Source organism: Dyella lutea (assembly GCF_024158035.1).
In the GTDB taxonomy this organism is placed as follows: domain Bacteria; phylum Pseudomonadota; class Gammaproteobacteria; order Xanthomonadales; family Rhodanobacteraceae; genus Dyella_A; species Dyella_A lutea.
In genome coordinates, this window is record NZ_JAMZEK010000005.1 from 192,920 (window position 1) to 216,875 (window position 23,956).

General features: G+C 66.9%; 23 protein-coding genes. 19 read left to right on the plus strand and 4 right to left on the minus strand.

Annotated features, from left to right (window positions below; genetic code table 11):
• Nucleotides 1-2: 2 nt before the first annotated feature.
• On the minus strand, nucleotides 3-734 hold the full coding sequence (rph, locus tag NC595_RS19630; RefSeq protein WP_253569071.1) for a ribonuclease PH: 732 nt from the start codon (nucleotides 732-734) through the stop codon (nucleotides 3-5).
• 81 nt (nucleotides 735-815) lie between these two features.
• Here rph and NC595_RS19635 point away from each other — a divergent pair, with 81 nt between their 5' ends.
• From NC595_RS19635 to NC595_RS19665, 7 genes are all read left to right on the plus strand, one after another.
• Nucleotides 816-1,676: a YicC/YloC family endoribonuclease gene (locus NC595_RS19635; protein ID WP_253569072.1), complete on the plus strand. Its 861-nt coding sequence runs from the start codon at nucleotides 816-818 to the stop codon at nucleotides 1,674-1,676.
• Nucleotides 1,673-2,299: a guanylate kinase gene (gene gmk, locus NC595_RS19640; RefSeq protein ID WP_253569073.1), complete on the plus strand. Its 627-nt coding sequence runs from the start codon at nucleotides 1,673-1,675 to the stop codon at nucleotides 2,297-2,299. The genes NC595_RS19635 and gmk overlap by 4 nt, the downstream gene beginning before the upstream one ends.
• A 141-nt stretch (nucleotides 2,300-2,440) precedes the next feature.
• Complete coding sequence (locus NC595_RS19645; RefSeq protein WP_253569074.1) at nucleotides 2,441-3,277, plus strand: ABC transporter ATP-binding protein; 837 nt, start codon at nucleotides 2,441-2,443, stop codon at nucleotides 3,275-3,277.
• The gene (mlaE, locus tag NC595_RS19650) at nucleotides 3,274-4,044 is read left to right on the plus strand and encodes a lipid asymmetry maintenance ABC transporter permease subunit MlaE (RefSeq protein WP_063672993.1); all 771 of its coding nucleotides are present in this window, start codon (nucleotides 3,274-3,276) and stop codon (nucleotides 4,042-4,044) included. The genes NC595_RS19645 and mlaE overlap by 4 nt, the downstream gene beginning before the upstream one ends.
• Before the next feature lie 43 nt (nucleotides 4,045-4,087).
• Complete coding sequence (gene mlaD / locus NC595_RS19655) at nucleotides 4,088-4,939, plus strand: outer membrane lipid asymmetry maintenance protein MlaD (protein ID WP_253569075.1); 852 nt, start codon at nucleotides 4,088-4,090, stop codon at nucleotides 4,937-4,939.
• Nucleotides 4,940-4,974: 35 nt separating this feature from the next.
• Nucleotides 4,975-5,649, plus strand: a complete 675-nt coding sequence (locus NC595_RS19660) for an MlaC/ttg2D family ABC transporter substrate-binding protein (protein ID WP_017463456.1) — start codon at nucleotides 4,975-4,977, stop codon at nucleotides 5,647-5,649.
• Nucleotides 5,646-5,951, plus strand: a complete 306-nt coding sequence (locus NC595_RS19665) for an STAS domain-containing protein (RefSeq protein ID WP_253569076.1) — start codon at nucleotides 5,646-5,648, stop codon at nucleotides 5,949-5,951. Before NC595_RS19660 ends, NC595_RS19665 begins: the two co-directional genes overlap by 4 nt.
• Before the next feature lie 69 nt (nucleotides 5,952-6,020).
• Here the strand turns inward: NC595_RS19665 and NC595_RS19670 are convergent, their stop codons facing one another.
• The gene (locus tag NC595_RS19670) at nucleotides 6,021-6,869 is read right to left on the minus strand and encodes an MlaA family lipoprotein (protein WP_253569077.1); all 849 of its coding nucleotides are present in this window, start codon (nucleotides 6,867-6,869) and stop codon (nucleotides 6,021-6,023) included.
• Between the two features lie 199 nt (nucleotides 6,870-7,068).
• On the opposite strand from NC595_RS19670, the gene rpoZ reads away from it, so the two are divergent.
• The 7 genes from rpoZ (at nucleotide 7,069) to NC595_RS19705 (ending at nucleotide 15,186) form a co-directional block, all read left to right on the plus strand.
• The gene (gene rpoZ / locus NC595_RS19675) at nucleotides 7,069-7,359 is read left to right on the plus strand and encodes a DNA-directed RNA polymerase subunit omega (RefSeq protein ID WP_017463453.1); all 291 of its coding nucleotides are present in this window, start codon (nucleotides 7,069-7,071) and stop codon (nucleotides 7,357-7,359) included.
• Nucleotides 7,360-7,480: 121 nt separating this feature from the next.
• Nucleotides 7,481-9,652, plus strand: coding sequence for a RelA/SpoT family protein (locus NC595_RS19680; RefSeq protein WP_425493176.1), 2,172 nt, complete (start codon nucleotides 7,481-7,483; stop codon nucleotides 9,650-9,652).
• 77 nt (nucleotides 9,653-9,729) lie between these two features.
• Complete coding sequence (locus tag NC595_RS19685; RefSeq protein ID WP_253569078.1) at nucleotides 9,730-10,113, plus strand: RidA family protein; 384 nt, start codon at nucleotides 9,730-9,732, stop codon at nucleotides 10,111-10,113.
• Nucleotides 10,114-10,194: 81 nt separating this feature from the next.
• Complete coding sequence (gene recG, locus NC595_RS19690; RefSeq protein WP_253569079.1) at nucleotides 10,195-12,309, plus strand: ATP-dependent DNA helicase RecG; 2,115 nt, start codon at nucleotides 10,195-10,197, stop codon at nucleotides 12,307-12,309.
• Nucleotides 12,310-12,381: 72 nt separating this feature from the next.
• Nucleotides 12,382-13,317, plus strand: coding sequence for a nucleoside hydrolase (locus NC595_RS19695; protein WP_253569080.1), 936 nt, complete (start codon nucleotides 12,382-12,384; stop codon nucleotides 13,315-13,317).
• A 59-nt stretch (nucleotides 13,318-13,376) separates the two neighbouring features.
• On the plus strand, nucleotides 13,377-13,622 hold the full coding sequence (locus NC595_RS19700; RefSeq protein ID WP_063672985.1) for a type B 50S ribosomal protein L31: 246 nt from the start codon (nucleotides 13,377-13,379) through the stop codon (nucleotides 13,620-13,622).
• 268 nt (nucleotides 13,623-13,890) lie between these two features.
• Nucleotides 13,891-15,186 (plus strand): citrate synthase, encoded by a 1,296-nt coding sequence (locus NC595_RS19705; RefSeq protein ID WP_253569081.1) that lies wholly within the window; start codon nucleotides 13,891-13,893, stop codon nucleotides 15,184-15,186.
• 78 nt (nucleotides 15,187-15,264) lie between these two features.
• Here NC595_RS19705 and NC595_RS19710 read toward each other — a convergent pair whose 3' ends face one another.
• Complete coding sequence (locus tag NC595_RS19710; RefSeq protein WP_253569082.1) at nucleotides 15,265-15,936, minus strand: hypothetical protein; 672 nt, start codon at nucleotides 15,934-15,936, stop codon at nucleotides 15,265-15,267.
• Nucleotides 15,937-16,007: 71 nt separating this feature from the next.
• Entirely contained in the window at nucleotides 16,008-18,545 is a 2,538-nt protein-coding gene (locus tag NC595_RS19715; RefSeq protein WP_253569083.1) for a penicillin-binding protein 1A, read from the minus strand.
• A 251-nt stretch (nucleotides 18,546-18,796) separates the two neighbouring features.
• On the opposite strand from NC595_RS19715, the gene NC595_RS19720 reads away from it, so the two are divergent.
• From NC595_RS19720 to NC595_RS19740, 5 genes are read left to right on the plus strand one after another with little or no spacing between them, the layout of a single operon-like run.
• Nucleotides 18,797-19,855, plus strand: a complete 1,059-nt coding sequence (locus NC595_RS19720) for a type IV pilus assembly protein PilM (protein WP_253569084.1) — start codon at nucleotides 18,797-18,799, stop codon at nucleotides 19,853-19,855.
• On the plus strand, nucleotides 19,855-20,505 hold the full coding sequence (locus NC595_RS19725; RefSeq protein ID WP_253569085.1) for a PilN domain-containing protein: 651 nt from the start codon (nucleotides 19,855-19,857) through the stop codon (nucleotides 20,503-20,505). The genes NC595_RS19720 and NC595_RS19725 overlap by 1 nt, the downstream gene beginning before the upstream one ends.
• Nucleotides 20,502-21,155: a type IV pilus inner membrane component PilO gene (locus tag NC595_RS19730; RefSeq protein WP_253569086.1), complete on the plus strand. Its 654-nt coding sequence runs from the start codon at nucleotides 20,502-20,504 to the stop codon at nucleotides 21,153-21,155. Before NC595_RS19725 ends, NC595_RS19730 begins: the two co-directional genes overlap by 4 nt.
• Complete coding sequence (locus NC595_RS19735) at nucleotides 21,152-21,700, plus strand: pilus assembly protein PilP (RefSeq protein WP_253569087.1); 549 nt, start codon at nucleotides 21,152-21,154, stop codon at nucleotides 21,698-21,700. Before NC595_RS19730 ends, NC595_RS19735 begins: the two co-directional genes overlap by 4 nt.
• A 56-nt stretch (nucleotides 21,701-21,756) precedes the next feature.
• Nucleotides 21,757-23,916 carry a type IV pilus secretin PilQ gene (locus NC595_RS19740; protein ID WP_253569088.1) on the plus strand — a complete coding sequence of 720 codons (2,160 nt, stop codon included), beginning with the start codon at nucleotides 21,757-21,759 and terminating at the stop codon, nucleotides 23,914-23,916.
• The last annotated feature ends 40 nt before the right edge of the window (nucleotides 23,917-23,956 follow it).

The window sequence follows — 23,956 nt, forward strand, 5'->3', positions numbered from 1 at the left end:
GCTCAGCCCTCGGCCAGCGCGGCGCGCTGGGCGGCGACCAGTTCGGCCACGCCCTTCTCGGCCAGCGCCAGCAGGGCGTCCATCTCGTCGCGGCGGAACGCGTGTCCTTCGGCCGTGCCCTGCACCTCGATGAAGCCGCCGCCGTCGTTCATCACCACGTTCATGTCGGTGTCGCAGTCCGAATCCTCGGCGTAGTCGAGGTCGAGCACCGGCTGGCCCTTGTAGATGCCCACCGAGACCGCCGCGATCGCGCCGATGACCGGATTGCGCTTGAGGTTCTCGCGCTTCATCAGATGGTTTACCGCATCGACCAGGGCCACGTAACCGCCGGTGATCGCCGCGGTGCGGGTACCGCCGTCGGCCTGGATCACGTCGCAGTCCAGCGTGATGACGCGTTCGCCGAGCGCCTGGCGGTTGACGCAGGCGCGCAGGCTGCGGCCGATCAGTCGCTGGATCTCCATGGTGCGGCCGCCCTGGCCGCCCTTGGCCGCCTCGCGCTGCATGCGGGTATGGGTGGCGCGCGGCAGCATGCCGTACTCGGCGGTGATCCAGCCTTCGCCCTTGCCGCGCAGCCACGGCGGCACGCGGTCCTCGATACTGGCGGTGCACAGCACGCGGGTGTCGCCGAAGCTCACCAGTACCGAACCTTCGGCGTGGCGGGTGAAACGGCGTTCGATGGTGATCGGGCGCAGCTGGTCGCTGGCGCGTCCGCTGGGGCGGCTGACGGTTTGCATGGGTCGGGGAGCCTGGTTGGGCAGGGCAGGACGGGAAAGTTTACCATTGCGCTCTTTATCGGCACCGCCGCAAGGGTTTCCATGATCCGCAGCATGACTGCCTACGCCTCGGCCGAACTGGCGGGCCCCACCGGCCCGCTCAGCTGCGAGCTGCGCACGGTCAACCATCGCTACCTGGAGATCAGCCCTCGTTTGCCGGAAGAGCTGCGGGGTTTCGAGCCGCTGCTGCGCGAGCGGGTCGCGGCCCGGCTGTCGCGCGGCAAGCTCGATCTCACCGTGCGCCTGCGCGGCGAGGGCCGCAACGATGCGCTGCAGCTCAACGAAGGCATGCTGGCCCGCCTGACCGAGCTGGCACGCGAGCTGCAGCCGCGGTTCCCGACGATGCAGGTGGAGTTCACCGAGCTGCTGCGTTTCCCGGGGCTGCTCGACCGCGCCGATGTGGACAACGATGCGTTGCAGGAGGCGCTGTTCGCCGTGCTCGACCGCGCGCTGGACGCCCTGGCGGCGACCCGCGAGCGCGAAGGCGCCAAGACCGCCGACATGCTGCGCGAGCGGCTGGACGCGATCGAACGGGTGGTGGCCGACGTGCGCGGCTGGATGCCGGAGATCCGCGCCGCGCTGCGCGCGCGGCTGGAGTCGCGGCTGGCCGAGCTCAAGCAGCCGGCCGACCCGGGCCGGCTGGAGCAGGAGCTGGTGCTGCAGATCACCCGTGCCGACGTCGACGAGGAGCTGGACCGGCTCACTACCCACATCGCCGAGGCCCGCCGCGTGCTGGGCCTGGCCGAACCGGTGGGGCGCCGGCTGGACTTCCTGATGCAGGAGTTCAATCGGGAGGCCAATACGCTGGGCTCCAAGTCGGTGGACTCCCGCAGCACCAACGCCGCGGTCGAGCTGAAGGTGCTGATCGAACAGATGCGCGAACAGGTGCAGAACATCGAATGAGCACGCCGGCGGCAGGAACCCTCTTCGTGGTGGCCGCGCCCTCGGGCGCGGGCAAGTCGACCCTGGTCAACGCGTTGCTCGAACGCGAGCCGGCGATCTCGTTGTCGATCTCGCACACCACGCGCCCGCCGAGGCCTGGTGAGGAATACGGCAGGCACTACTACTTCGTCGAGCGCGCCGAGTTCGAGCGCGAGGTGGCCGAGGGCATCTTCCTCGAGCATGCCGAGGTGCACGGCAATCTCTACGGCACCTCGCGCACCACCGTCGATGGCCTGCTGGCGCAGTCGCGCGACGTGCTGCTGGAGATCGACTGGCAGGGCGCGCGGCAGATCCGCGCGGCCAAGCCCGATTGTGTCAGCGTCTTCATCCTGCCGCCGTCGCGGCCCGAACTTGAGCGACGGTTGCGCGGGCGCGGGTCGGATGCGCCGGAAGTGATCGAGCGCCGCCTGCACAACTCGCGCGAGGAGATCGCCCACGCGCACGAATTCGACTACATCGTGGTCAACGACCGCTTCGAGGATGCGCTGGACGATCTGCAGGCGATCGTGCACGCGGTACGCCTGCGTAGCCCGCTGCAGTGGGCGCGGCACCCGGCCCTGATCGACGCCTTGCTGGCGCCTTGAGCCCGGATTCCCGGCCCGGCGGGATTTTCCCGTGGCAGCAGAAACTTGCGTTGCATCCGGCGGTCTCTCGCAGGCTCCCGTGCAATGGCGCGGGAGCCCCGCTTCGGCTACCTTGTCCTTCTTTCGTCGCACCCCTTCCCGATGACCGATCCCGTACGCCCGATCACCGATGCCGAGCCGCTGGTAAGCGTCCGCGGCCTGACCACGGTGCTCAGCGGCAAGACCATTTTCGACGCGCTGGACATGGACATCCCGCGTGGCCGCATCACTGCCATCATGGGGCCCAGCGGTACCGGCAAGACCACCCTGCTCAAGCACATCACTGGCCAGATGGCCGGCGATGCCGGGCAGGTGCTGGTCAATGGGCAGGATGTCGGCGAGCTGTCGCGCGGCCAGCTGTTCAAGCTGCGCGAACAGATCGGCTACCTGTTCCAGAACTCGGCGCTGTTGACCGACTTCGATGTGTTCGAGAACGTCGCCTTCCCGCTGCGCCAGCACACCGATCTGTCGGAAGAGCTGATCCGCAACGTGGTGCTGCTGAAGCTGCAGGCGGTGGGTTTGCGTGGCGCCGCGGCGCTGATGCCCAGCGAGCTCTCCGGTGGCATGGCGCGGCGCGTGGCGCTTGCGCGGGCGATCGTGTTCGACCCGATGCTGATCCTTTATGACGAACCGTTCGTCGGCCTGGATCCGATCGCGCTGAACCAGGTGCTGAAGCTGATCCGCACGCTCAACGACACGCTCGGCATCACCAGCGTGCTGGTGGCGCACGAGCTGGACGCGATCAAGCAGGTCGCCGACCACATCTACCTGATCGCCAACGGCAAGGTGGTGGCGCAGGGCGATCCGAAGACGATCGCCGACGACGGCTCGCCGTGGACGCGGCAGTTCTTCGGCGGCGAGGCCGACGGCCCGGTGCCGTTCCAGTACCCGGCCGGCGACTACGCCCAGTCGCTGGGCTTTCCGCGGAGCCAGGCATGAGCGCGCAGACCCAACGCAACATGGTGGCCGAGGCCCTGGCGCAGATCGGCAACTGCGGCCTGTTCCTGCTGACCATCCTCAAGTCGGTGCCGCGCAGCTTCCGCTACGGCCGCGAGACGGTGCGCCAGCTGTGGTTCGTCGGCGCGATGAGCCTGACCATCATCATGACCTGCGGCCTGTTCGTCGGCATGGTGCTGGGCCTGCAGCTGTACTACGTGCTATCGATTTTCGGCGGTACCGCCGCCAGCGGCACGGTGGTGGCGATCGCGATCTACCGCGAGCTGGGACCGGTGGTGACCGCGCTGCTGTTCGCCGGGCGCGCCGGCACCTCGATCACCGCCGAGATCGGCCTGATGCGCGCCACCGACCAGATCGCCGCGATGGAGATGATGGCGGTCGACCCGATCGCCTACGTCGTCGCGCCGCGGTTCCTCGCCGGACTGATCGCCATGCCGCTGCTGTGCAGCGTGTTCTGCGCGCTGGGCATCTTCGGTGGTCATCTGGTCGGAGTGACCTGGCTGGGCATCGATAACGGCACCTTCTGGTCGAACATGACCGCCAACGTCGACGTCTGGAAGGACGTGGTCAACGGCATCGTCTACAAGAGCGTGGCGTTCGGCGCCGTGGTCTCGCTGATCGCCGTATTTCAGGGTTACACCACGCCGCCGACCAGCGAGGGCGTGGCCTACGCCACCACCCGTACCGTGGTCGCCTCGTCCATCGCCATCCTGGCGCTGGACTTCGTGCTCACCGCTTTCCTGATGTGATTTCCTTGATTTCTTCCGTCTCTTCCGCTCTGAGGATCGTGCCGTGACCCAGCGAAAATCCTATGCCGTCGGCACCGGCCTGTTCATCGTGCTCGGCTTTGCCGCACTGGCCTACCTCGCCACGCAGACCACCTCGGTGGCCAACGTCAGCCAGGGCCCCAGCTATGACGTCACCACCCAGTTCGCCAACATCGGCCAGCTCAAGGAGCGCGCGCCGGTGAAGGTGGCGGGCGTGCGGGTCGGTCAGGTCCAGTCGATCGCGCTGGAGCCCGGCAAGGAGGTGGCGGATGTCACGCTGTCGATCGACAGGAAGTACGGCCAGATCCCGGTCGACTCGGTCGCCACCATCTATACCAGCGGACTGCTGGGTGACCAGTACGTGGGGTTGCAGTACGGCAGCGCCAAGCACTACGTGAAGGACGGCAGCCGGCTCGCCCTGAGCAAATCCACCGAGCCGCTGGAGGCGATGCTGAGCAAGTTCTTCGGTGCCGGTGCGGCGGCCGACGACCTGGGCGGCACCTACGCGGTGAAAGCCCGATTCACCAACGTCGGCGCGTTGTCGCCCGGCGCCCCGGTGAAGATGGCCGGCGTGGCGATCGGCAGCGTCAAGTCGGTACAGGCCGACCCGGTCAAGCTCGACGCGCTGGTGACCCTGTCCATCGACAAGAAGTACGACCAGATCCCCGACGATTCCTCGGCGGCGGTGTTCACCAGCGGTTTGATCGGCAGCCAGTACGTTGCGATCCAGCCCGGCGGCTCGCCCGACATGCTCAAGGACGGTGACGAGATGATCCTCACCCAGTCCGCCATGCAGCTGGAGGACCTGATCGGCAAGTTCCTCGTCAACGGCTCGCCGGGCGACAAGAGCGGCGGCAAGTCGTCCGACGCCAAGTGATGGTTTCCCGAATTTCCTCCCCCTGGAGTTTCCCCATGTTGCGTCCCATCGCCCTAGCCCTGGCACTGACCTTCGGTGCCGCGCTCGCCACTCCGGCGCTGGCGCAGGATCCCGCCCCGGCGGCATCCGCGCAGCAGACCCCGGAGCAGGTCGTGCAGACCATCGCGCACGATCTGGACACCACCATCGCCGGCCACCGCGACGAGCTGAAGAACAACAAGGAAAAGCTCATCGGCGTGATCGATGATATTTTCCTGCCGCACTTCGACATCGACTACGCCTCGATCCTGGTGCTCGGTCAGCATGCGCGCGAGGCCACGCCGGAGCAGCGCGAGCGCTTCGCCAAGGCGTTCTACAACTCGATCACCAACCGCTACGCGGAGGGGCTGCTGAACTACACCAAGGGTGCGGTGGTGGTGCTGCCGTTCAACGGCGACCTCAACAACAAGCGCACCGTGGTGCGTACCCAGGTGGTGCTGGAGGACGGCAAGAAGGTCGCCGTCGACTACGCGTTCCGCAAAACCCGCAGCGGTGAGTGGAAGGCCTACGACGTAATCATCGAGGGCATCTCCTACATCACCAACTACCGCAACCAGGTGGATGCGGAGATCCGCAAGGTCGGCATCGACAAGCTGATCACCAACCTGGAGACGCGCGGCGAAGACGCCCTCAAGTCGATGGAGCAGGACAGCAAGGCAAAGGCCCCGTGACGACGGTCGGCTGCCAGCTCGAGGACCTCGCAGACGGCACGCTCGCCGTCCGCGGCGTGCTGACCTTCGATACGGCCAATGCCGCCTGGCGTTCCCTGCGCGAGCGGTTGGCCAGGGCTCCCGCGCAGGTGCTCGATCTTTCCGCGGTGGAACGCAGCGACAGCGCCGGCCTGGCCTGCGTGCTGGCGGTGCTGTCCGAGGCGGGGAAGCACGGGCAGTCGTTGCGGGTAAGGGGACTGCCGGCCGGCATGCGGCGGCTGGCCCAGGCGTGCGAGGTGGAGTCGCTGCTGGCGGCGGGCTGAGTCGCCGGAGGCGACCTGCGAAAAAGGCCCCGTAAAGGGGCCTTTTTCATCTCCGGGGCAGGGAGGGGGTCAGTGGCTGCCGGGCGGGTCGCCCTGGTCGGCCTGCTTCGGGTGCTTGTTCTCCCAGTGATGCTGTTCCTGCAGCAGCTCGTCGGGATCGAAGCCCTGCTGGTCGAGCCCCTGCATCTGATCGATCACGCTGGCCGGCGGATTGCCGTCGTAGATCTTGTACAGCCGGCGCTGACGATAGGCGTCACGCACAAATACATAGGGGTCGTAGGCGGACTTGAGGAAGCTTTCCGCGTCGAAGGCGCGCGAGCGCAGGTTCACCAGGTAGACCAGCTGCGGGATGTACTGCTGGCCGTAGTGATAGCTGTGGTTGCGCGCGTAGATCGTCAGCGGGTCGAAGAAGTAGCCATCCACCGGCACCTGCCAGACGTCGCGCACCGTGGAGGGGCCGAGGAACGGCAGCACGATGTAGTCGCCCTCAGGCACCCCCCAGCGGGCCAGGGTCACGCCGAAATCGGTTTCCTGAAGCGGCAGGCCAAGCGAGCTGGCCGGATCGAACAGGCCGCCGATGCCCAGGGTGAGGTTGACCAGAAATCGCCCGGTGCTCTGCAGCGCCTGCTTGGGGCGGGCCTGCAGCAGGTCATTGGCCACGGTGACCGGCTGGCGCAGGTTGGTGAAGAAATCGCTGACCGAGCGACGCACCGGCGGATTGGTGATCTTGCGGTAGCCCACCGCGACCGGGCGGATCACCGCCTGGTCCACGGCATCGTTGAACGCATAGACCTTGCGGTTGACCTTCTCGAGCGGGTCGTCGGTACGCGGCTTGGCGATGGCGCACCCGGCGAGCAAGGAAACCAGGCCGAGCGCAGCGACCCGGCGCAGCCAGGATGGAACGTGGGGGAAAGGCATCGGTGAGTAATCCGTTGCGGTGCCGTGGGAAAATTAAGTGTACTTCTCGGTTTTATAATATGCACGCGTTTCGCCGCGCTTTCGTCCTGAATCGGCGGCAGACCAACCGGGCATGATACGGGTTGGCGCATTGCCAGCAAAGCCTACGCTGGATACACTGAACGACCTTCCAAGTTGCTTTACCGCCTGAGGATTTCGCATGGCACGCATTACCGTGGAAGACTGCCTTGAGGTGGTCGACAACCGTTTCGAGCTGGTGCTGATGGCGACCAAGCGCGCCCGCCAGCTGTCCAAGGGCGCCGAGCCGGCCGTCAATCCGGATCATGACAAGCCCACCGTGCTGGCGCTGCGCGAGATCGCCGATCGCCGCATCGACCAGGCCACCATCGACGAGATCGACCGTGCCGAGCGCGAGCGCGCCGAGCGCGAGGCGCTGGAGTGGGCCGCCGCCGAAGTGGACGACGATCTCTCCAAGGGCGGGGACGACTGAGCATGAGCTCCGACGGCGCCATGCGCTGCATGGGATCGGTGGCGGAAGTCACCGATCCTCGTGGCAGTGCCTGCTGCCGTCCGGTTGCCCCGCGCGGGGTGACTGTCTGAGCGGGCAGCGCATTCCCGCACCCGTCGCCGCGACGGATCCTTCGCAGGACGCGGCGCTGCCGGACTATGTCCTGGCACTCAAAGACCGCCTCGCCTACCTCCCTGAAGACCAGACCGAGCGCGTGGTTCGCGCCTTCCGGGTAGGTGCGCATGCGCATGCCGGGCAGGCGCGCAAGAGTGGCGAGCCCTATATCACTCATCCGGTCGCCGTGGCCGGCATCCTGGCCGAGTTGGGGCTGGATGCCGAAACCATCATCGCCGCGATCCTGCACGACACGCTGGAAGACACCCAGCTCAGCCGCATCGAACTGGCGGCCGAGTTCGGCGAGACCGTCGCCGAACTGGTCGACGGCGTCACCAAGCTGGACAAGATGAAATTCGGCAGCCGCCAGGAGGCCGACGCGGAGAGTTTCCGCAAGATGCTGCTGGCGATGGCCCGCGACATCCGGGTAATCCTGATCAAGCTGGCCGACCGTCTGCACAACATGCGCACGCTGGGGGCGAAGGACACCTCCTCGCGTCGGCGGATCTCGCGCGAGACGCTGGAGATCTACGCGCCGATCGCCCAGCGGCTGGGCATGAACAAGTTCAAGGCCGAGCTGCAGGACCTGGGTTTCCGCGGCCTGCATCCGGATCGTTACCGGGTGATCAGCGAGCGCATCCGGGCGGCACTTGGAAACCGGCGCGAGGCGATGGGCAAGATCGAGGCGGCGCTCACCCAGCGCCTCGCCTCCGAGCACATCGAGGCCCGCGTGGTCGGCCGCATCAAGTCGCCGTGGAGCATCTATTCGAAGATGCGCAGCGAGCACAAGACGTTCGCCCAGCTGATGGACGTGTACGGTTTCCGCGTGGTGGTCGATACCGCCATGCGCTGCTACATGGCGCTGGGCGCGGTGCACACGCTGTACAAGCCGGTGGATCGGCGCTTCAAGGATTTCATCGCGATCCCCAAGGCCAACGGCTACCAGTCGCTGCATACCGTGCTGCTGGGGCCGTTCGGTGCACCGATCGAGGTGCAGATCCGCACAGCCGAGATGGATTCGGTGGCCGAGCGAGGTGTCGCCGCCCACTGGGCCTACAAGACCGACTCCGGTCCGGCCAACAGTGCCCAGGCGCGCGCCCGCGAGTGGCTTTCCGCGCTGGCCGACAGCCAGGCCAACACGGCGTCGTCGAGCGAGTTCATCGAGAACGTCAAGATCGACCTGTTCCCGGACGAGGTCTACCTGTTCACGCCGCGCGGCGACATCCTGTCGCTGCCGCGCAATGCCACCGCGCTGGATTTCGCCTACGCGGTGCATACCGATGTCGGCCATCACGCCGTGGCCGCGCGCGTGGACAAGAAGCTGGTGCCGCTGCGTACGCGGCTGGAGTCCGGACAGCTGGTGGAGATCATCACTGCGCCGTCGGCCGTGCCCAATCCGGCCTGGCTGGAGTCGGTGGTGACGGGCAAGGCGCGCACGGCGATCCGTCAGTTCCTCAAGCACCTGCAGCACGAGGACGCGGTCGATTTCGGCCACCGCATGCTGGATCGCGCGCTCGACGCGCTCGGTTCCAGTCTCGATGGCATCGCGCCCGCCGTGCTCGACCGCTTCCTCGCCGAGGCCAAGCTGCATCGGCTGGAGGAGCTGCTGGCCGACATCGCGCTGGGCAACCGCATGCCTGACGTGGTGGCTGCCCAGCTGGTGGCGGCGCGGGGCAAGAAGGCGGCCCGCACCGTGGCGACGACGGCGCCGAGCAGCGAGAAGATCCGCATCACCGGCGCCGAGCGCGGCGTACTGAGCTTCGCCAACTGCTGCCATCCGCTGCCCGGCGACGAGATCGTCGGTTACCTGTCCGCCGGCAAGGGCATCGTGGTGCATCGCGAGGAATGCCCCAACGTGGCCGAGCTGCGCAAGCAGCCGGAGCGCCGCGTATCGATCGAATGGGACCGCGACGTGCAGGGCGACTACCGCGCCGAGCTGCGCATCGAGGTCATCAACCGTCCTGGCGTGCTGGCCACGGTGGCCTCGGCGATCGCCGACGCCGACTCCAACATCGAGAACGTGGAATACGTCGAGCGCGACGCGGCGGCCGCCACGCTGCTGTTCACCATGGAAGTGAAGAGCCGCCGTCACCTCGCCGAGGTGATCCGCCGCGTGCGGCGCACCGGCGTGGTCAGCGCGGCGCATCGCTACCCGCTCTGACCGGCGCTTGCCCCGGAAGGGGCGGACGTCGCACGATGCGGCGCTCCGCGATCCTTCCCCCGAAACCGAGGTGTCCCATGCCCCGCAGCATCATCGCCACCGACCAGGCGCCCGCCGCCATCGGCCCCTACTCGCAGGCCGTGCGCGCCGGGAACACCGTGTATTTTTCCGGGCAGATCCCGCTGGACCCGGCGACCGGCGCGCTGGTGCACGGCGACATCCGCACGCAGACCCGTCGCGTGTTCGACAACCTCACCGCCGTGGCGGCCGCGGCCGGTGGCTCGCTGGCGCAGATCGTGCGCGTGGGCATCTATGTCACCGATCTGGCGCATTTCGCCGAGGTCAATGCGGTGATGGCCGAGTATTTCGAGGCGCCGTATCCCGCGCGTTCGACGATCGAGGTCTCGGCGCTGCCGAAGGAGGCCCAAGTCGAAGTCGACGCGGTAATGGTGCTCGACTGATCCGTCGCCGCGGCCACCGCCCACGCCGGTGCGCTCCCGCGCCGGTGCGGCGGGGCCGCCGCCTCGGCTAGGCTTGGCGGGATGGCTGCCCGTTCCCGAACGACTCCCGCTCCCGCCGCCGAGCCCGCGGGGCTCCGTCCGCTCACGACCCTGCCCGGCGTCGGTCCGGCGCTGGCCGAATCGCTGGCGCGGCTGGGCCTGGAGCGGGTGCAGGATCTCTGGTTCCACCTGCCGCTGCGCTACGAGGACCGCACCCGGGTGACGCCCATCGCCGACCTGCGCCCGGGAGACCGCGTGCAGGTCGATGCGGTGGTGGAGGCGGTGGAGCGCGGCTTCCGCTACCGGCCCCAGCTGAAGGTCGCGGTGAGCGACGACTCGCGGCAGAACCTGCTGCTGCGCTTCTTCCATTTCCATCGCGCGCAGGCCGACCTGCTCAAGCCGGGCACGCGCCTGCTCTGCTACGGCGAGGTGCGCCTCGGACCGCAGGGGCTGGAGATGGTGCATCCGCAGTACGAGCGGCTGGCCGGCAATGCCCCGCTGGTGCTCGACGAGCTGCTCGATCCGATCTACCCCACCACCGAGGGCCTGGGTACGCGACGACTGGCCGGGGTGATCGGCAAGGCGCTGGCGCTGCTGCCCGGCGACGAGGCGCTGGAACTGATCCCGCCGGCGCTGTGCGCCGAACATGGACTGACCTCGCTGCGCGAGGCGCTGCTGTACGTGCATCGGCCGCCGGCCGACGCCCACCTCGGCCAGCTCACCCTCGGTCATCATCCCTCGCAGCAACGGCTGGCCTTCGAGGAGCTGCTGACCCAGCATCTGAGCCTCAAGCGCCTGCGCGCGGCCGTGCGCAGGCGGCGCGCGCCGGCGCTGGTCGGCGACGGGGTGCTGGTCGCACGCTTCCTCGCCGCGCTGCCGTTCCGTCCGACCGGCGCGCAGCAGCGGGTGGCGCGCGAGGTTGCGGCGGACCTCGCCCGGGCTAGGCCGATGCTGCGGCTGGTGCAGGGGGACGTCGGCTCCGGCAAGACCGTGGTGGCGGCGCTGGCGGCGCTGGCGGCGGTGGAATCGGGTTACCAGGTAGCCCTGATGGCACCCACCGAGCTGCTCGCCGAGCAGCACCTGCGCAATTTCCGGCATTGGCTGGAGCCGCTCGGTGTCGCGGTGGAGTGGTTGGCCGGCAAGGTGCAGGGCAAGGCCCGGCAGAAGACGCTCGCCCGCGTCGCCGAAGGCGCGCCGGTGGTGATCGGCACCCATGCGCTGATGCAGGAGGGTGTGCTGTTCGGTCGGCTGGGCCTGGTGATCGTTGATGAGCAGCACCGCTTCGGCGTGCACCAGCGACTGGCGCTGCGCGACAAAGGGCTGGAGGGCGAGCAGGTGCCGCACCAGCTCGTGCTGACGGCCACGCCGATCCCGCGCACGCTGGCGATGAGCGCCTACGCCGACCTCGACGTTTCCTCGATCGACGAGCTGCCGCCGGGGCGCACGCCGGTGCAGACGGTGGCGATCTCCAATGCGCGTCGCGGCGAGGTGATCGAGCGCATCGCCCATGCCTGCCGCGAGGGGCGGCAGGTGTACTGGGTCTGCACGCTGATCGAGGAGTCCGAGCAGCTGCGGGCACAGGCCGCCGAGGTGGCGCACGCCGAACTGGTGGCGGCGTTGCTGGACCGGCAGGTCGGCCTGATCCACGGCCGGATGAAGCCGAAGGACAAGCAGGCGGTGATGGACGCCTTCAAGGCTGGCGACCTGGCCGTGCTGGTGGCCACAACGGTGATCGAGGTCGGCGTGGACGTGCCCAATGCCAGCCTGATGGTGATCGAGAACAGCGAGCGGCTGGGCCTGGCCCAGTTGCACCAGTTGCGCGGCCGGGTCGGCCGTGGCGCGGTGGCCTCCAACTGCGTGCTGCTGTACCAGCCGCCGATCGGTGCGTTGGCGCAGGAGCGCCTGCAGGTGATGCGCGACACCAACGACGGCTTCCGCATCGCCGAGAAGGACCTGGAGCTGCGAGGCCCCGGCGAGGTGCTCGGTACGCGCCAGACGGGTCAGCTCGCCTTCCGCATCGCCGACCTCACGCGCGACGCGCATCTGCTCACTGCGGTCCAGTCGGTCGGGGAGGTGATGCTGCGCGAGCATCCGCAGTCTGCCGAGCGGCTGATCGAGCGCTGGGTGGGCGGCGCCGCGCGCTACGCCCATGCCTGACCCGGCTCGCGTTGTCCGGTCTCCCGCGACCCGCGTAAGCTAGGCCGCTTGAACCGATCGACGTGATGGCTGATGAGTAGACCGCACCTGCTGATTGATACCGATCCGGGCGTCGACGACGCACTGGCGATCCTGATGGCGCATGCCCATGCCGATGTAGCCGGGTTGAGCGTCGCTGCAGGCAACGTCGGGCTGGGCCACACCGTGCGCAACGCGCGAACCCTGGTCGATCTGGTCGGTGCCCGCACTCCCGTGTTCGCCGGTTGCTCCAGTCCGCTGGTGCGCCGGCCGGAAGAGGATGCCGCCTTCGTCCATGGCAGCGACGGGTTCGGCGACGTCGGGTTCCCGGAGCCGCAGGCGGCGGTGGAGGGCGAGTCCGCGGCCCTGGCGCTCCTGCGCATGACCCGCGAGCGGCCTGGCGAGCTCACCCTGGTGGCGCTGGCGCCGCTGACCAACGTGGCGCTGGCTCTCAGGCTGGATCCGACGCTTCCCGATCGCGTGAAGCGGCTGGTGGTGATGGGTGGCGCGGTCACCGGTCACGGCAATACCGGCAAGGTGCCGGCCGAGTTCAACGTCGGTTTCGATCCCGAAGCCGCCCACGTGGTGTTCGAGGCCTTCCCGGAGTTCGACCTGGTCGACTGGGAGGCGACGCTCCGTTACGCCTTCGACGATGCCGAGTTCGATCGCTGGCTGGCCGCGGGCGACGAGCGGGCCCGGTTCTTCGCGCAGGTGTTCGGCACGGCGCGGGCATACAACCGCCAGAACGACCGCAGTGGGGTGATCGCCGCGGACGCGCTGGCCATGGCGGTGGCGATCGATCCGTCCATCGTCGTCCGCAGCGAGCGGCGTCACGTCGCGGTGGAGCTCGATGGCCGCCTGACCCGTGGCGCCACCGTGGTCGACTGGGCCGGCCGGCTCAAGCGCCCGGCCAATGCGAACATCGCGCTGGAGATCGATGCCGGGCGCTTTGCCGCCATGGTGCGGCGGGCGCTCGGCATCCAAGGTTGACCCCGCGCGTGCCTGCTGAGTACAATACCGCTCTTTTCACCCGCAGCTTTGAGCCTGTCATGAAGCCCGATATCCATCCGAACTACCGCCCCGTGGTGTTCCAGGACCTTTCGTCCGATTTCGCGTTCCTGACGCGCTCGACGATCGCCGCGAAGGAAACCGTCAAGTGGGAAGACGGCAACGAGTACCCGCTGATCAAGGTGGATATCTCCAGCCATTCGCACCCGTTCTACACCGGCAAGCAGAAGACCATCGACCAGGGTGGTCGCGTCGACCGCTTCCGTCGTCGTTACGCGCAGAAGTAAGGCGCCTGCGCGGGCCGATCCATGGCCCGCCGATGTACGTAACCGAACACAGGGCAGGCCTCGAGCCTGCCCTGTGTTTTTTCGTGGCGGCCATTCGACCATCCGCCGACGCATGTCCGCAGGGAGGTTGTGCGATAATGGCGGGCCCGGGCGCATCGAAGCCCGTCGCAGCGGCGGTCTTCCCCAGCCGGCGCTGTCCCGATTCCCTCGCCAGCCGGTGCCGCGACCGTGGCCGCCTGCGGCGGTGACATACGTGAAGGAGGTTTCCGTGTCCGAGTCCAAGATCGTCAAGTTGACCGACGAGTCGAACAACCGCAGCAGCGAGCTGCCCCTGGTGAGCGGCACGCTGGGGCCGTCGTGCATCGACCTCGGCACGCTGTACAAGGATACCGGCCATTTCACGTACGACCCGGGTTTCGGCAGCACCGCCGCCACCAAGAGCGCCATCACCTACATCGACGGCGACCAGGGCGTGCTGCTGTATCGCGGTTACCCGATCGAGCAGCTGGCCGAGAAATCCAGCTTCCTCGAGGTGGCCTACCTGCTGCTCAACGGCGAGCTGCCCAAGCAGGCCGAGTTCGCCAGCTTCGAGCACCAGATCACGCATCACACGATGATGCACGAGTCGCTGAAGAACTTCTTCCAGGGCTTCCACCACAACGCCCACCCGATGGCGATGCTGGCCGCTTCGGTGGCCTCGCTGTCGGCGTTCTACCACGACGACCTCGATGTCGATAACCCGGAAGACCGCAAGCTCGCCGCGATCCGCCTGATCGCCAAGATGCCGACCATCGCCGCGGCTGCGTACCGCTATTCGATCGGCTGGCCGATGCGCTATCCGCGCAACAACCTCGAGTACGTCACGCGCTTCCTGCACATGATGTTCGAGGTGCCGAGCGAGCCGCTGCAACTCAATCCGGTGGCCGCCAAGGCGCTGGATCTGCTGTTCATCCTGCACGCCGACCACGAGCAGAACGCCTCCACTTCGACCGTCCGGCTGGTTGGTTCGACCGGCGCCAATCCGTACGCCTCGATCGCCGCCGGCATCACCGCGCTGTGGGGTCCGGCGCACGGCGGCGCCAACGAGGCGGTGCTGAAGATGCTCGAGGAGATCGGCACGCCGGACAAGGTCGAGACCGCGGTCAAGCGCGCCAAGGACAAAAACGACAACTTCCGCCTGATGGGCTTCGGCCATCGCGTCTACAAGAACTTCGATCCGCGCGCCAAGATCATCCGCGAGATGTGCCACAAGGTGCTGGGCGAACTGGGTGTCAACGACCCGCTGCTTGACGTGGCGATGAAGCTGGAAGAAGCGGCGCTGAAGGACGAGTACTTCGTCGAGCGCAAGCTGTACCCGAACGTCGACTTCTACTCGGGCATCATCTACAAGGCGCTGGGCATCCCGACCGAGATGTTCACCGTGATGTTCGCCATCGCCCGCACCGCCGGCTGGATCGCGCACTGGATCGAGCAGCACGAGACCCCGGGGGCGCGCATCGGCCGTCCGCGCCAGGTCTACACCGGTTCGGCGCCGCGTGACTTCGTGCCTGCCGACAAGCGCTGACCCGGGCTTCCGTCCGGCATCAAGCCGGATGGACCGTCTCAGGAAAAACGCCCCGGGGTGACCGGGGCGTTTTGCTTTTCAGCGCAGCGCGGCGAGCTTGCGCTCCAGTGCGTCTTCCTCGTCCTGCTCGTGCAGCAGTTGCTCCACCGCAGCCAACCCTGCGCGCCGCATCGGCCGCTCGTCGACACGATCGACGGGCGCCTGGCGCAGCGCATCGACCGGGAGCACCGTGAGGTCGAAGGACAGGCCATCGGCGGAAAACAGCACCACCGGGAACTCGGCCGTGTCGTCGCGGCTGGTGCGCAGTCGCCGGGTCTGGGTTTCGTACGGCACGCCGCGTCCATGCAGGAAGCGCAGCACTGCCTCGGGGTCATCGCTGAAAAGATGCAGGCAGATCGCCGAGTGTGCGTCCGCAGTCCCCTCCAGCACAGCGCCCACCAGGCGTGGCTGGAAGTCATCGAGGAAACGCATGGCTTCCACCGCGGCCTCGCGACAGCGTCGCAGATGCTGCGGTTGGCTGTCGGCCTGGAAGATCCGCTGGTGCTCGCGCAGTGCGCGCTCGATCTCGTCGTTGCGGGGCAGGCTTTGCGCATCCAGGATGCCGAGCCGCTCGGAGGCCTTCAGCTTGGCATGATGGAAATCGCGGATGCCGTGCTCGCTCATCAGCCGGGCCGCCTCCTGGGCGACGCGCAGCCGGTTGCGCTGCAGGCGGTCATGGGCGTGGATGCGGTGGTGCTCGCCTCGGGCCATGTCTCGCTCCTTCCTCGGTGGCCGCCGCCCGGGGCCGGGCGGCAGTCGCGGGATCGATCCTACCTGCTGAATCAGAAAATGTCGTAGGCGTGCTTCTTGTCCTTGTCCTGTTGCTGCGCCGCCTGGCTGCGCAGCTTGTCCAGGTCCTCGACCTTGAAGACCTCGGGCATGGTGTCGGTGTCGCCCGGCGGTGCCGGCAGGCCGGTCGTGCGATCGATGGTGATCGTGCTGATGCCGGGGGGCATGGGCAGCGAGTTCTCGGGCAGCCCCTTCAGTGCCGCGCCCATGTACTGCATCCAGATCGGCAGGGCGGCCTGCGCACCGAACTCGGCCACGCCATTGGCGCGCCCCAGCGAGGTGAAGTCGTCGAAGCCCACCCACACCGCCGTCGACAGGTCGCCGTTGAAGCCGACGAACCATGCGTCGCGATGATCGTTGGTAGTACCGGTCTTGCCGGCCAGGTCGGGACGATTGAGTGCCCGGGCCGCCGCGCCGGTGCCATGCAGGATCACGTCCTTCATCAGCGAGGTGATCAGGTAATCGTTGCGGATGTCGATCACGTGCGGTGCCAGCACCGGGGGAGCCTTGGCCTCGCCGTGGGCGTCCTCCGGCAGCACCGCGTCGCCGACGTCGGCGAGGCTGGCAGCGCCCGCCGGCGCCGAGGCCGAAGTGGCGGGCGAAGTTGCCGGGGCGGCGCTCTTCTCCGCCGGCGGCGGACCTGGTGGTTGCGGATTGAGCAGCCGTTCCTGGCACGAGCGGCAGGCGCGGGCGGGATTGGCCAAATACACCGGCTTGCCGTCGCGGTCGTCGATCTCCTTGATGAAGTAGGGCTTCACCAGATAGCCACCGTTGGCGAACACCGAATAGCCACGCGCCATGTCCATCGGCGAGACCGATGCGGTGCCCAGCGCCATGGACAGGTTGGCGGGCAGGGCGTCCAGCGAGAAGCCGAAGCGCGTGGCGTACTCGCGGGCGAAGCTCACGCCGATGGCGTCGAGCAGGCGCACCGAGACCAGGTTCTTGGACTCCACCAGCGCCTGGCGCAGGCGGATCGGGCCGTCGAACTTGTTGTCGTCGTTGGCAGGGGTCCACAGCCCACCCGGTTTGGACGGGTCGGGCAGGGCCAGCGGCGCGTCGTTGAGGATGGAGGCAGGGGTGAAGCCTCGCTCGAAGGCGGCCGAATAAATGTAGGGCTTGAAGCTGGAGCCGGGCTGGCGGGCGGCCATCACCGCGCGGTTGAACTTGCTGCGGGCGAAGTTGAAGCCGCCGACCAGTGCCTCGATCGCGCCATCCTCCGGGTTCACTGACGCCAATGCGCCCTGCACCTTCGGGATCTGCGCCAGCTCCCATTCCCCCTTGTCGTTGCGGGCGAGCCGGATGATGTCGCCGCGCTTGAGCACGGTGTCCACCGTCTTAGGGCTGGCCCCCGTGCGGGTGTCGCTGACATAGGGGCGGGCCCACGACACGGCGGCCAGGTCCAGCGTGGCGCTCTCGCGAGAGGAGAGATAGACCGTTGCCTGTTGCGGCGTCACCGCGGTGACCACGCCTGGCAACATGCCGGACACGCTCGAGTAGCTGGCGAGCGCGTCGTCGAACGCCTTGGTGCCGGCGTCCGCCGGCAGGTCGGTGTGGGCTTCGGGGCCGCGCCAGCCGTGGCGGCGGTCGTAAGCCACCAGGCCGTCGCGCAGCGCCTGCACGGCATCGGTCTGGCGTTGGCTGTCGAGGGTGGTCTTGACCACGTAGCCGTCGGTCAAGGCATCGTTGCCGAGCCGGTCGAGCACCTGCCGGCGCACCATCTCGGCCAGGTACGGTGCCTCGACCTCGATCGGCTGCTCGTGCGGGTAGGCGTTGTTCGGTTCCCTGATCGCCTGCTCGTATTCCTGCTTGCTGATGTAGCGGTGCTCGAGCATCTGCCCCAGCACCCAGTTGCGGCGGGCCAGCATGCGGGCCGGACTGTTGATCGGGTTCACCGCCGACGGCAGCTGGAAGGTCGAGGCGATGGTGGCGCACTCGGCGATGGTGAGCTGGTCGAGCGTCTTGCCGTAGTAGTACTCCGCGGCCGCTGCCACGCCGTAGGCTCGATGGCCGAGGAACATCTTGTTGAGGTAGAGCTCGAGGATCTGGTCCTTGGTCAGCTCGTTCTCCATCCGCACCGCGATGAAGATCTCGATCAGCTTGCGCGAGTAGAGCTTCTCGGGGCTGAGGAAGAAGTTGCGTGCCACCTGTTGGGTGATGGTCGAGCCACCGGAGCCCTTCTCGCCACCCGAGATGATCACGTGCCAGGCGGCGCGCGCGATGCCGTGCCAGTCGAAGCCCGGGTGGCTGTAGAAATCGGCGTCCTCGGCCGACAGCACGGCATGCTTCAGGCGGTCCGGCACGTGGGCGATGTCCACCGGGATGCGACGGGTCTCGCCGAAGGTCGCGATCAGCTTCCCGTCCGCGCTCTCCACACGGAGCGGGACCTGCATGCGGTAGTCCTTGAGCTGGTCGACGTTGGGCAGGCGGGGGGCGATGAGCCAATAGGCGACGCCGAGTGCGGCTACGCCGAGCAGCAGTCCCGAGAAGGCCAGGATCAGTGCCCAGCGGAGCAAACGCTTGAAAATTCGCATGAGTATTGAGGTAGCGAGACCTGAGTCAAAACGTGCCAGAGTATAGATGTAGCAGTATCCATCACGCGGCCGGCGGTCTTTCGCAGGAAGCTGCACCAGTCGAACTCCAGTGACTCAAATGTGTGTCCCATCACGCCACTGAGTCGAGAAAGTGGCCGTATACCGTTGCTATTGCGTTAATTTTTGGATTTAATGCCAGCGCGCAGCCGCCGGATTCCGGCTCGGAGCGCTAGGGGTAAGGGGGACAAACCGTGGGTCTTTTCACACCCAAGAAGCCGCCGCTGATCGGCGTCGACATCAGTTCGACTGCCGTCAAGCTGCTGCAGCTGAGCCAGGCCGGAGGGCGTTACCGCGTGGAGCACTACGCGGTGGAGCCGTTGCCCCCGAATGCCGTCGTCGAGAAGAACATCGTCGAGGTCGAGGCGGTCGGCGAGGCGATCCGGCGCGCCCTGGCCCGCTCGGGCTCCAAGCTCAAGCACGCCTGTGCCGCCGTGGCCGGCTCGGCCGTGATCACCCGGGTCATCCCGATGTCCGCGGAGCTTTCCGAGGACGATCTGGAAGGCCAGATCCAGGTGGAGGCGAACCAGTACATCCCTTACCCGATCGAGGAAGTGAGTCTCGACTTCGAGGTGCTGGGGCCGGTTCGCGACAACCCGGACATGAACAACATCCTGCTCGCCGCGTCGCGGACCGAGAACGTCGACATGCGCGTGGCGGCGCTCGATCTCGGCGGCCTGAGCGCCAAGGTGATCGACGTCGAGGCCTTCGCACTGGAAAACGCCTTCGCGATGCTGGCCGACCAGTTGAACGTGGGACGCGACGCCCTGGTTGCCGTAGTCGACATCGGCGCCACCATGACCACGCTCTCCGTGCTGCGCAACCAGCGCACCATCTATTCCCGCGAGCAGGTGTTCGGCGGCAAGCAGCTCACCGACGAGATCATGCGCCGTTACGGACTCTCCTACGAGGAAGCCGGACGGGCCAAGCGCAAGGGTGGTTTGCCGGAATCGTACGAGACCGAAGCACTGGAGCCGTTCAAGGAGTCGCTAATCCAGCAGATCAGCCGCCTGCTCCAGTTCTTCTTCGCCGGCAGCGAGTACAGCAAGGTGGACCAGGTGGTTCTCGCAGGCGGTTGTGCCTCCATCGAGGGGCTTGGCCCGATGCTGGAGGAGCAGCTGGGCATCTCCTGTGTGGTGGCCAATCCGCTCGCACGCATGTCGCTGTCCTCGCGCGTGCAGGCCCAGGCTCTGGCCCAGGATGCCCCGGCGCTGATGATTGCGGTCGGCCTGGCGCTGAGGAGCTTCGACTGATGGCACATATCAACCTCCTTCCGTGGCGCGCCGAACGCCGCAAGCAGCGCGAGCGCGAGTTCTTCATGCAGCTGGGTGCGGCCTTCGTGGCCGCGCTGCTGTGCCTGATCCTGTGGGGCTGGTGGATGGACCTGCGGATCGACAACCAGAACGAGCGCAACGCCTACCTGCAGACCGAAATCCACCAGCTTGACGAGAAGATCGCCAAGATCAAGGACCTGGAGAAGGTTCGCGATCGCCTGCTGGCGCGCAAGCAGATCATCGAGCAGCTCCAGGCGAATCGCTCGCAGATGGTCCACTTGTTCGACGAGCTGGTTAAGACCATCCCGGCCAGCGCTCGTCTCACCGGCCTGAAGCAGACCGGCGATTCGATGTCGCTCGACGGCGTCGCCCAGTCCAATGCCAGCGTGGCGGAGTACATGCGCAACATCGAGGCGTCGCCCTGGATGGGGCACGCCGACCTGCGCAAGACCGAGAACGTACACAAGGACGTCCGGATGCCCTATGTGTTCGGCTTGAACGTAACATTGAGCCGACCGAAGGACGACGGTCAGCCCGTGCCTGTACCGGATGACAAGACGCCAGCCGGCCATTCGGGGGCCGCGCCTGCCACAGGTGCCAAGCCGACGACGGGGGGGGCCAAGCCGTGAAGTTCTTCGATGATCTGCGCAGCCTCGACAAGAACAACATCGGTGGCTGGCCCCAGTCGGTAAAGATTTTCTTCACCGTCGCGCTGTTCGCCCTGATCGGGTTCTTCGGCTGGTACCTGTACATCAGCGACCAGCAGGATCAGTTGCAGTCGCTGGCGAACAAGGAAGAATCCCTCAAGCAGGAGTTCGTGACCAAGCAGGCCAAGGCCGTGAATCTCGAAGCGCTGCAGCAGCAGCTCGACGAGATGCAGGACATGCTGCGGCAGCTGCTTCGCCAGCTGCCCAGCAAGACCGAGATGCCGGAGCTGCTGGTGGACATCTCCCAGACCGCGCTGTCTGCAGGTCTGGAGGTCGACTCCTTTGTCCCGGGGGCCGAGACGCCGAAGGACTTCTACGCCGAAAAGCCGATCGCGCTGAAGATGAGCGGTACCTATCATCAGTTCGGTACCTTCATCAGCGGCGTCGCTTCGCTGCCGCGCGTGGTGATCCTGACCCTGCACGATGTTTCGCTGACGCCGGCCAATCCCTCGGCCGATGGCGGCGGCAAGCTCGTGCTGCAGGGCACGGTGAAAACCTATCGCTACCTCGATGACGACGAGACCGGCGACGCGAAGAAGCATGCAGCGGGCAACAAGAGGGGGCGGAAATGAGCCGGTCTTTCGCCACGAACCCTGGTCGCGGGCTTCGCATCGCCGCGCTTTGCGGCGCGCTCATCGCTCTGGCTGGGTGCACGCGCGGCATGTCCGATCTGCGGACCTGGGTCGCCAAGGAAAAGCAGAAGAAGGGGGCCCCGATCGAGCCGCTGCCGGTGATCCGCACCTTCGAGACGTTCGAGTACAAGGACCAGGGGGATCGTGATCCCTTCAGTCCCAGCTCTGCCGAAACCCAGCCGTCCACCAGCACGGCGTCCACCGGCCCGCGCCCGGACGAGAACCGCCCGAAGGAGCCGCTGGAGATGTTTGCGCTCGACAGCCTGAAGATGGTGGGCACGATCGGCAAGGGGGCTGGCATGGAGGTCCTCATCAAGGACCCGGGTGGCGTCATTCACCGCGTGCACAAGAACGAATACATGGGCCAGAACTACGGCCGAATCACGGCGATCAGCGACGACCATGTCGATCTGATCGAACTGATCTCCAACGGTAATGGTGGCTGGATGGAGCGTCCGGCCAGCATCGCGCTCGGCGAGAAATAGGAAACACAGGGGCTGATGCAATGAGCAACCAAAACACACCTGTTCAGGGCCGAATCATGCGCCACGCGAGCCGCTACCTGGTGATTCTCCTGTTCGCCGCGGGATCCCTGTGGTCGCAGGCGACCCTGGCAGCCACCACCTCCACGCTGAAAGACATCAGCTACGACGTGCTGCCTGGTGGTCGCATCGAGCTGCACATCAACTTCGAGCAGGGCCAGGTGCCCGAGCCGAAGATCTTCACCACCGACACGCCGCCGCGCATTGCCGTCGACTTCGCCGACACGGCCAACGCTGCAGCGCGGCACATGGATGTCGGCAAGGGCTCCCTGTCGGGCATCTCCGCGGTGTCGGCAGGTGATCGCACGCGCGTGGTGGTCGACCTGATCCGTCCTTCCAGCTACACCACCCGGGTGGACGGCAACAGCCTGGTTCTGACGGTCAACAACGGCACCGACGCCCAGACCACCACCACCGCGGCGAACATCGATCCTTCCAAGCGCCTGCCCTCGGCGAGCAGCGGTCCGGCCGTATCCAACATCGATTTCCGCCGCGGCCCCAATGGCGAAGGGCGCGTGCTGGTGAACTTCAGCGGCGCCGGCGCCAGTCCCAACATGCGCCGCGAAGGAGACAAGGTCATCGTGGATCTTGACCACGTGAACTTGCCGCCCAGCCAGGCGCAGCGTCTGGACGTGATGGATTTCGCGACCCCCGTGCAGGCCATCGTGACTCGCGCGGCCGGCAATGGCGCGCAGATGGAGATCAGCACGTCGGGCAACATCGAGACGTCCGCCTACCAGTCGGGCGACCAGTATGTGGTCGAAATCGCACCGAAGAAGAAGGAAGCGGCCACGGGCAAGCTGGCCAAGGGCCAGGAACCGGTCTACACCGGCAGCCGCGTGACCTTCAATTTCCAGGACATTCCGGTGCGCTCGGCATTGCAGCTCCTTGCCGATATCTCCGGCCTCAACCTGGTGGCATCGGACTCGGTGGGCGGTAGCGTGACCCTGCGCCTGGTGAACGTGCCATGGGACCAGGCGCTGGACGTGGTGCTGCGCGCCAAGGGTCTGGACAAGCGCCGCAACGGCAACGTGATCTGGATCGCCCCGCAGCAGGAGCTGGCCAAGTACGAACAGGATCTGGCCGACGCCCGGATGAAGGCCGAGGACAACGCCGAGCTGGTGACCGATTACGTCCCGATCAGCTATGGCAAGGCGGCAGATATCGCCAAGCTGCTCACGACCGAGGCCAAGCAGGGTACGGGTTCGGGCGGTGGCGGCGGTGCGTCTGCCAATGCCAGCCGTGGCTTCCTCTCGCCGCGCGGCAGCGTTTCCTACGACAACCGCACCAACACCCTGCTGATCAGTGACACGCCGGAGAAGATCAAGGAGATCCGCGCGCTCGTCGCCGTGCTCGATCGCCCGGTCCAGCAGGTGCTGATCGAGTCGCGCATCGTGGTGGCGACCGACCAGTTCACCCGGGAGCTGGGCGCCAAGTTTGGCATCAACGGCGCCCAGACCAATCCGAGCGGTCAGGTGCTGCAACTGGGTGGTGCACTGGGAACCAACATCGGCAACAACGGAGCGGCGGCCTCGCTGGGGTCCGGCGGGCTCAACGTGAACCTGCCGACCACCACGCCTGGCGGCAGCCTCGGCCTGGCGATCCTCGGCGCCAACTATGCGTTGGATCTGGAACTGTCCGCCGCCCAGACCGAGGGGCGTGGTGAGGTGATCTCCAGCCCGCGCGTGATCACCGCCAACCAGCAGGAGGCGGTCATCCGCCAAGGCCAGCAGATCGGCTACGTGACCTACCAGAACAGCGCCACCGGTGCGGCCGGCAGCGGCACCGCCACCGTGCAGTTCAAGGACGCCGTGCTGGAGCTGAAGGTCACCCCGACGATCACCGCCGACAATCGCGTGTACCTGAAGATCAACGTCAAGAAGGACGCGCTGGCGAAGTTCATCGATGCCCCGGGCAGTGGCCAGGTGCCGCAGATCGACACCCGCGAGCTCAACACCTCGGTGCTGGTCGACAACGGACAGACGGTGGTGCTGGGTGGCATCTACGAGATCACCAAGCAGAACACCGTGACCAAGGTGCCCGGCCTCGGCGACATCCCCGGCATCGGCATGCTGTTCCGCAAGACTTCGCGGCAGAACGACAAGGCGGAGCTGCTGATCTTCGTGACCCCGCGCATCCTCAGCGACAAGCTGCAGTAGGCCGGATCGGAAGAGAAACAGTGAAAGGGCGGCCGAGAGG

Excerpts from the sequence above, each read along its gene's own strand:
- rph (WP_253569071.1), bottom strand. The coding sequence starts at position 734 with ATGCAAACCGTCAGCCGCCCCAGCGGACGCGCCAGCGACCAGCTGCGC.
- NC595_RS19635 (WP_253569072.1), top strand. The coding sequence starts at position 816 with ATGATCCGCAGCATGACTGCCTACGCCTCGGCCGAACTGGCGGGCCCC.
- gmk (WP_253569073.1), top strand. The coding sequence starts at position 1,673 with ATGAGCACGCCGGCGGCAGGAACCCTCTTCGTGGTGGCCGCGCCCTCG.
- NC595_RS19645 (WP_253569074.1), top strand. The coding sequence starts at position 2,441 with ATGACCGATCCCGTACGCCCGATCACCGATGCCGAGCCGCTGGTAAGC.
- mlaE (WP_063672993.1), top strand. The coding sequence starts at position 3,274 with ATGAGCGCGCAGACCCAACGCAACATGGTGGCCGAGGCCCTGGCGCAG.
- NC595_RS19660 (WP_017463456.1), top strand. The coding sequence starts at position 4,975 with ATGTTGCGTCCCATCGCCCTAGCCCTGGCACTGACCTTCGGTGCCGCG.
- NC595_RS19670 (WP_253569077.1), bottom strand. The coding sequence starts at position 6,869 with ATGCCTTTCCCCCACGTTCCATCCTGGCTGCGCCGGGTCGCTGCGCTC.
- rpoZ (WP_017463453.1), top strand. The coding sequence starts at position 7,069 with ATGGCACGCATTACCGTGGAAGACTGCCTTGAGGTGGTCGACAACCGT.
- NC595_RS19685 (WP_253569078.1), top strand. The coding sequence starts at position 9,730 with ATGCCCCGCAGCATCATCGCCACCGACCAGGCGCCCGCCGCCATCGGC.
- recG (WP_253569079.1), top strand. The coding sequence starts at position 10,195 with ATGGCTGCCCGTTCCCGAACGACTCCCGCTCCCGCCGCCGAGCCCGCG.
- NC595_RS19695 (WP_253569080.1), top strand. The coding sequence starts at position 12,382 with ATGAGTAGACCGCACCTGCTGATTGATACCGATCCGGGCGTCGACGAC.
- NC595_RS19700 (WP_063672985.1), top strand. The coding sequence starts at position 13,377 with ATGAAGCCCGATATCCATCCGAACTACCGCCCCGTGGTGTTCCAGGAC.
- NC595_RS19710 (WP_253569082.1), bottom strand. The coding sequence starts at position 15,936 with ATGGCCCGAGGCGAGCACCACCGCATCCACGCCCATGACCGCCTGCAG.
- NC595_RS19715 (WP_253569083.1), bottom strand. The coding sequence starts at position 18,545 with ATGCGAATTTTCAAGCGTTTGCTCCGCTGGGCACTGATCCTGGCCTTC.
- NC595_RS19725 (WP_253569085.1), top strand. The coding sequence starts at position 19,855 with ATGGCACATATCAACCTCCTTCCGTGGCGCGCCGAACGCCGCAAGCAG.
- NC595_RS19735 (WP_253569087.1), top strand. The coding sequence starts at position 21,152 with ATGAGCCGGTCTTTCGCCACGAACCCTGGTCGCGGGCTTCGCATCGCC.
- NC595_RS19740 (WP_253569088.1), top strand. The coding sequence starts at position 21,757 with ATGCGCCACGCGAGCCGCTACCTGGTGATTCTCCTGTTCGCCGCGGGA.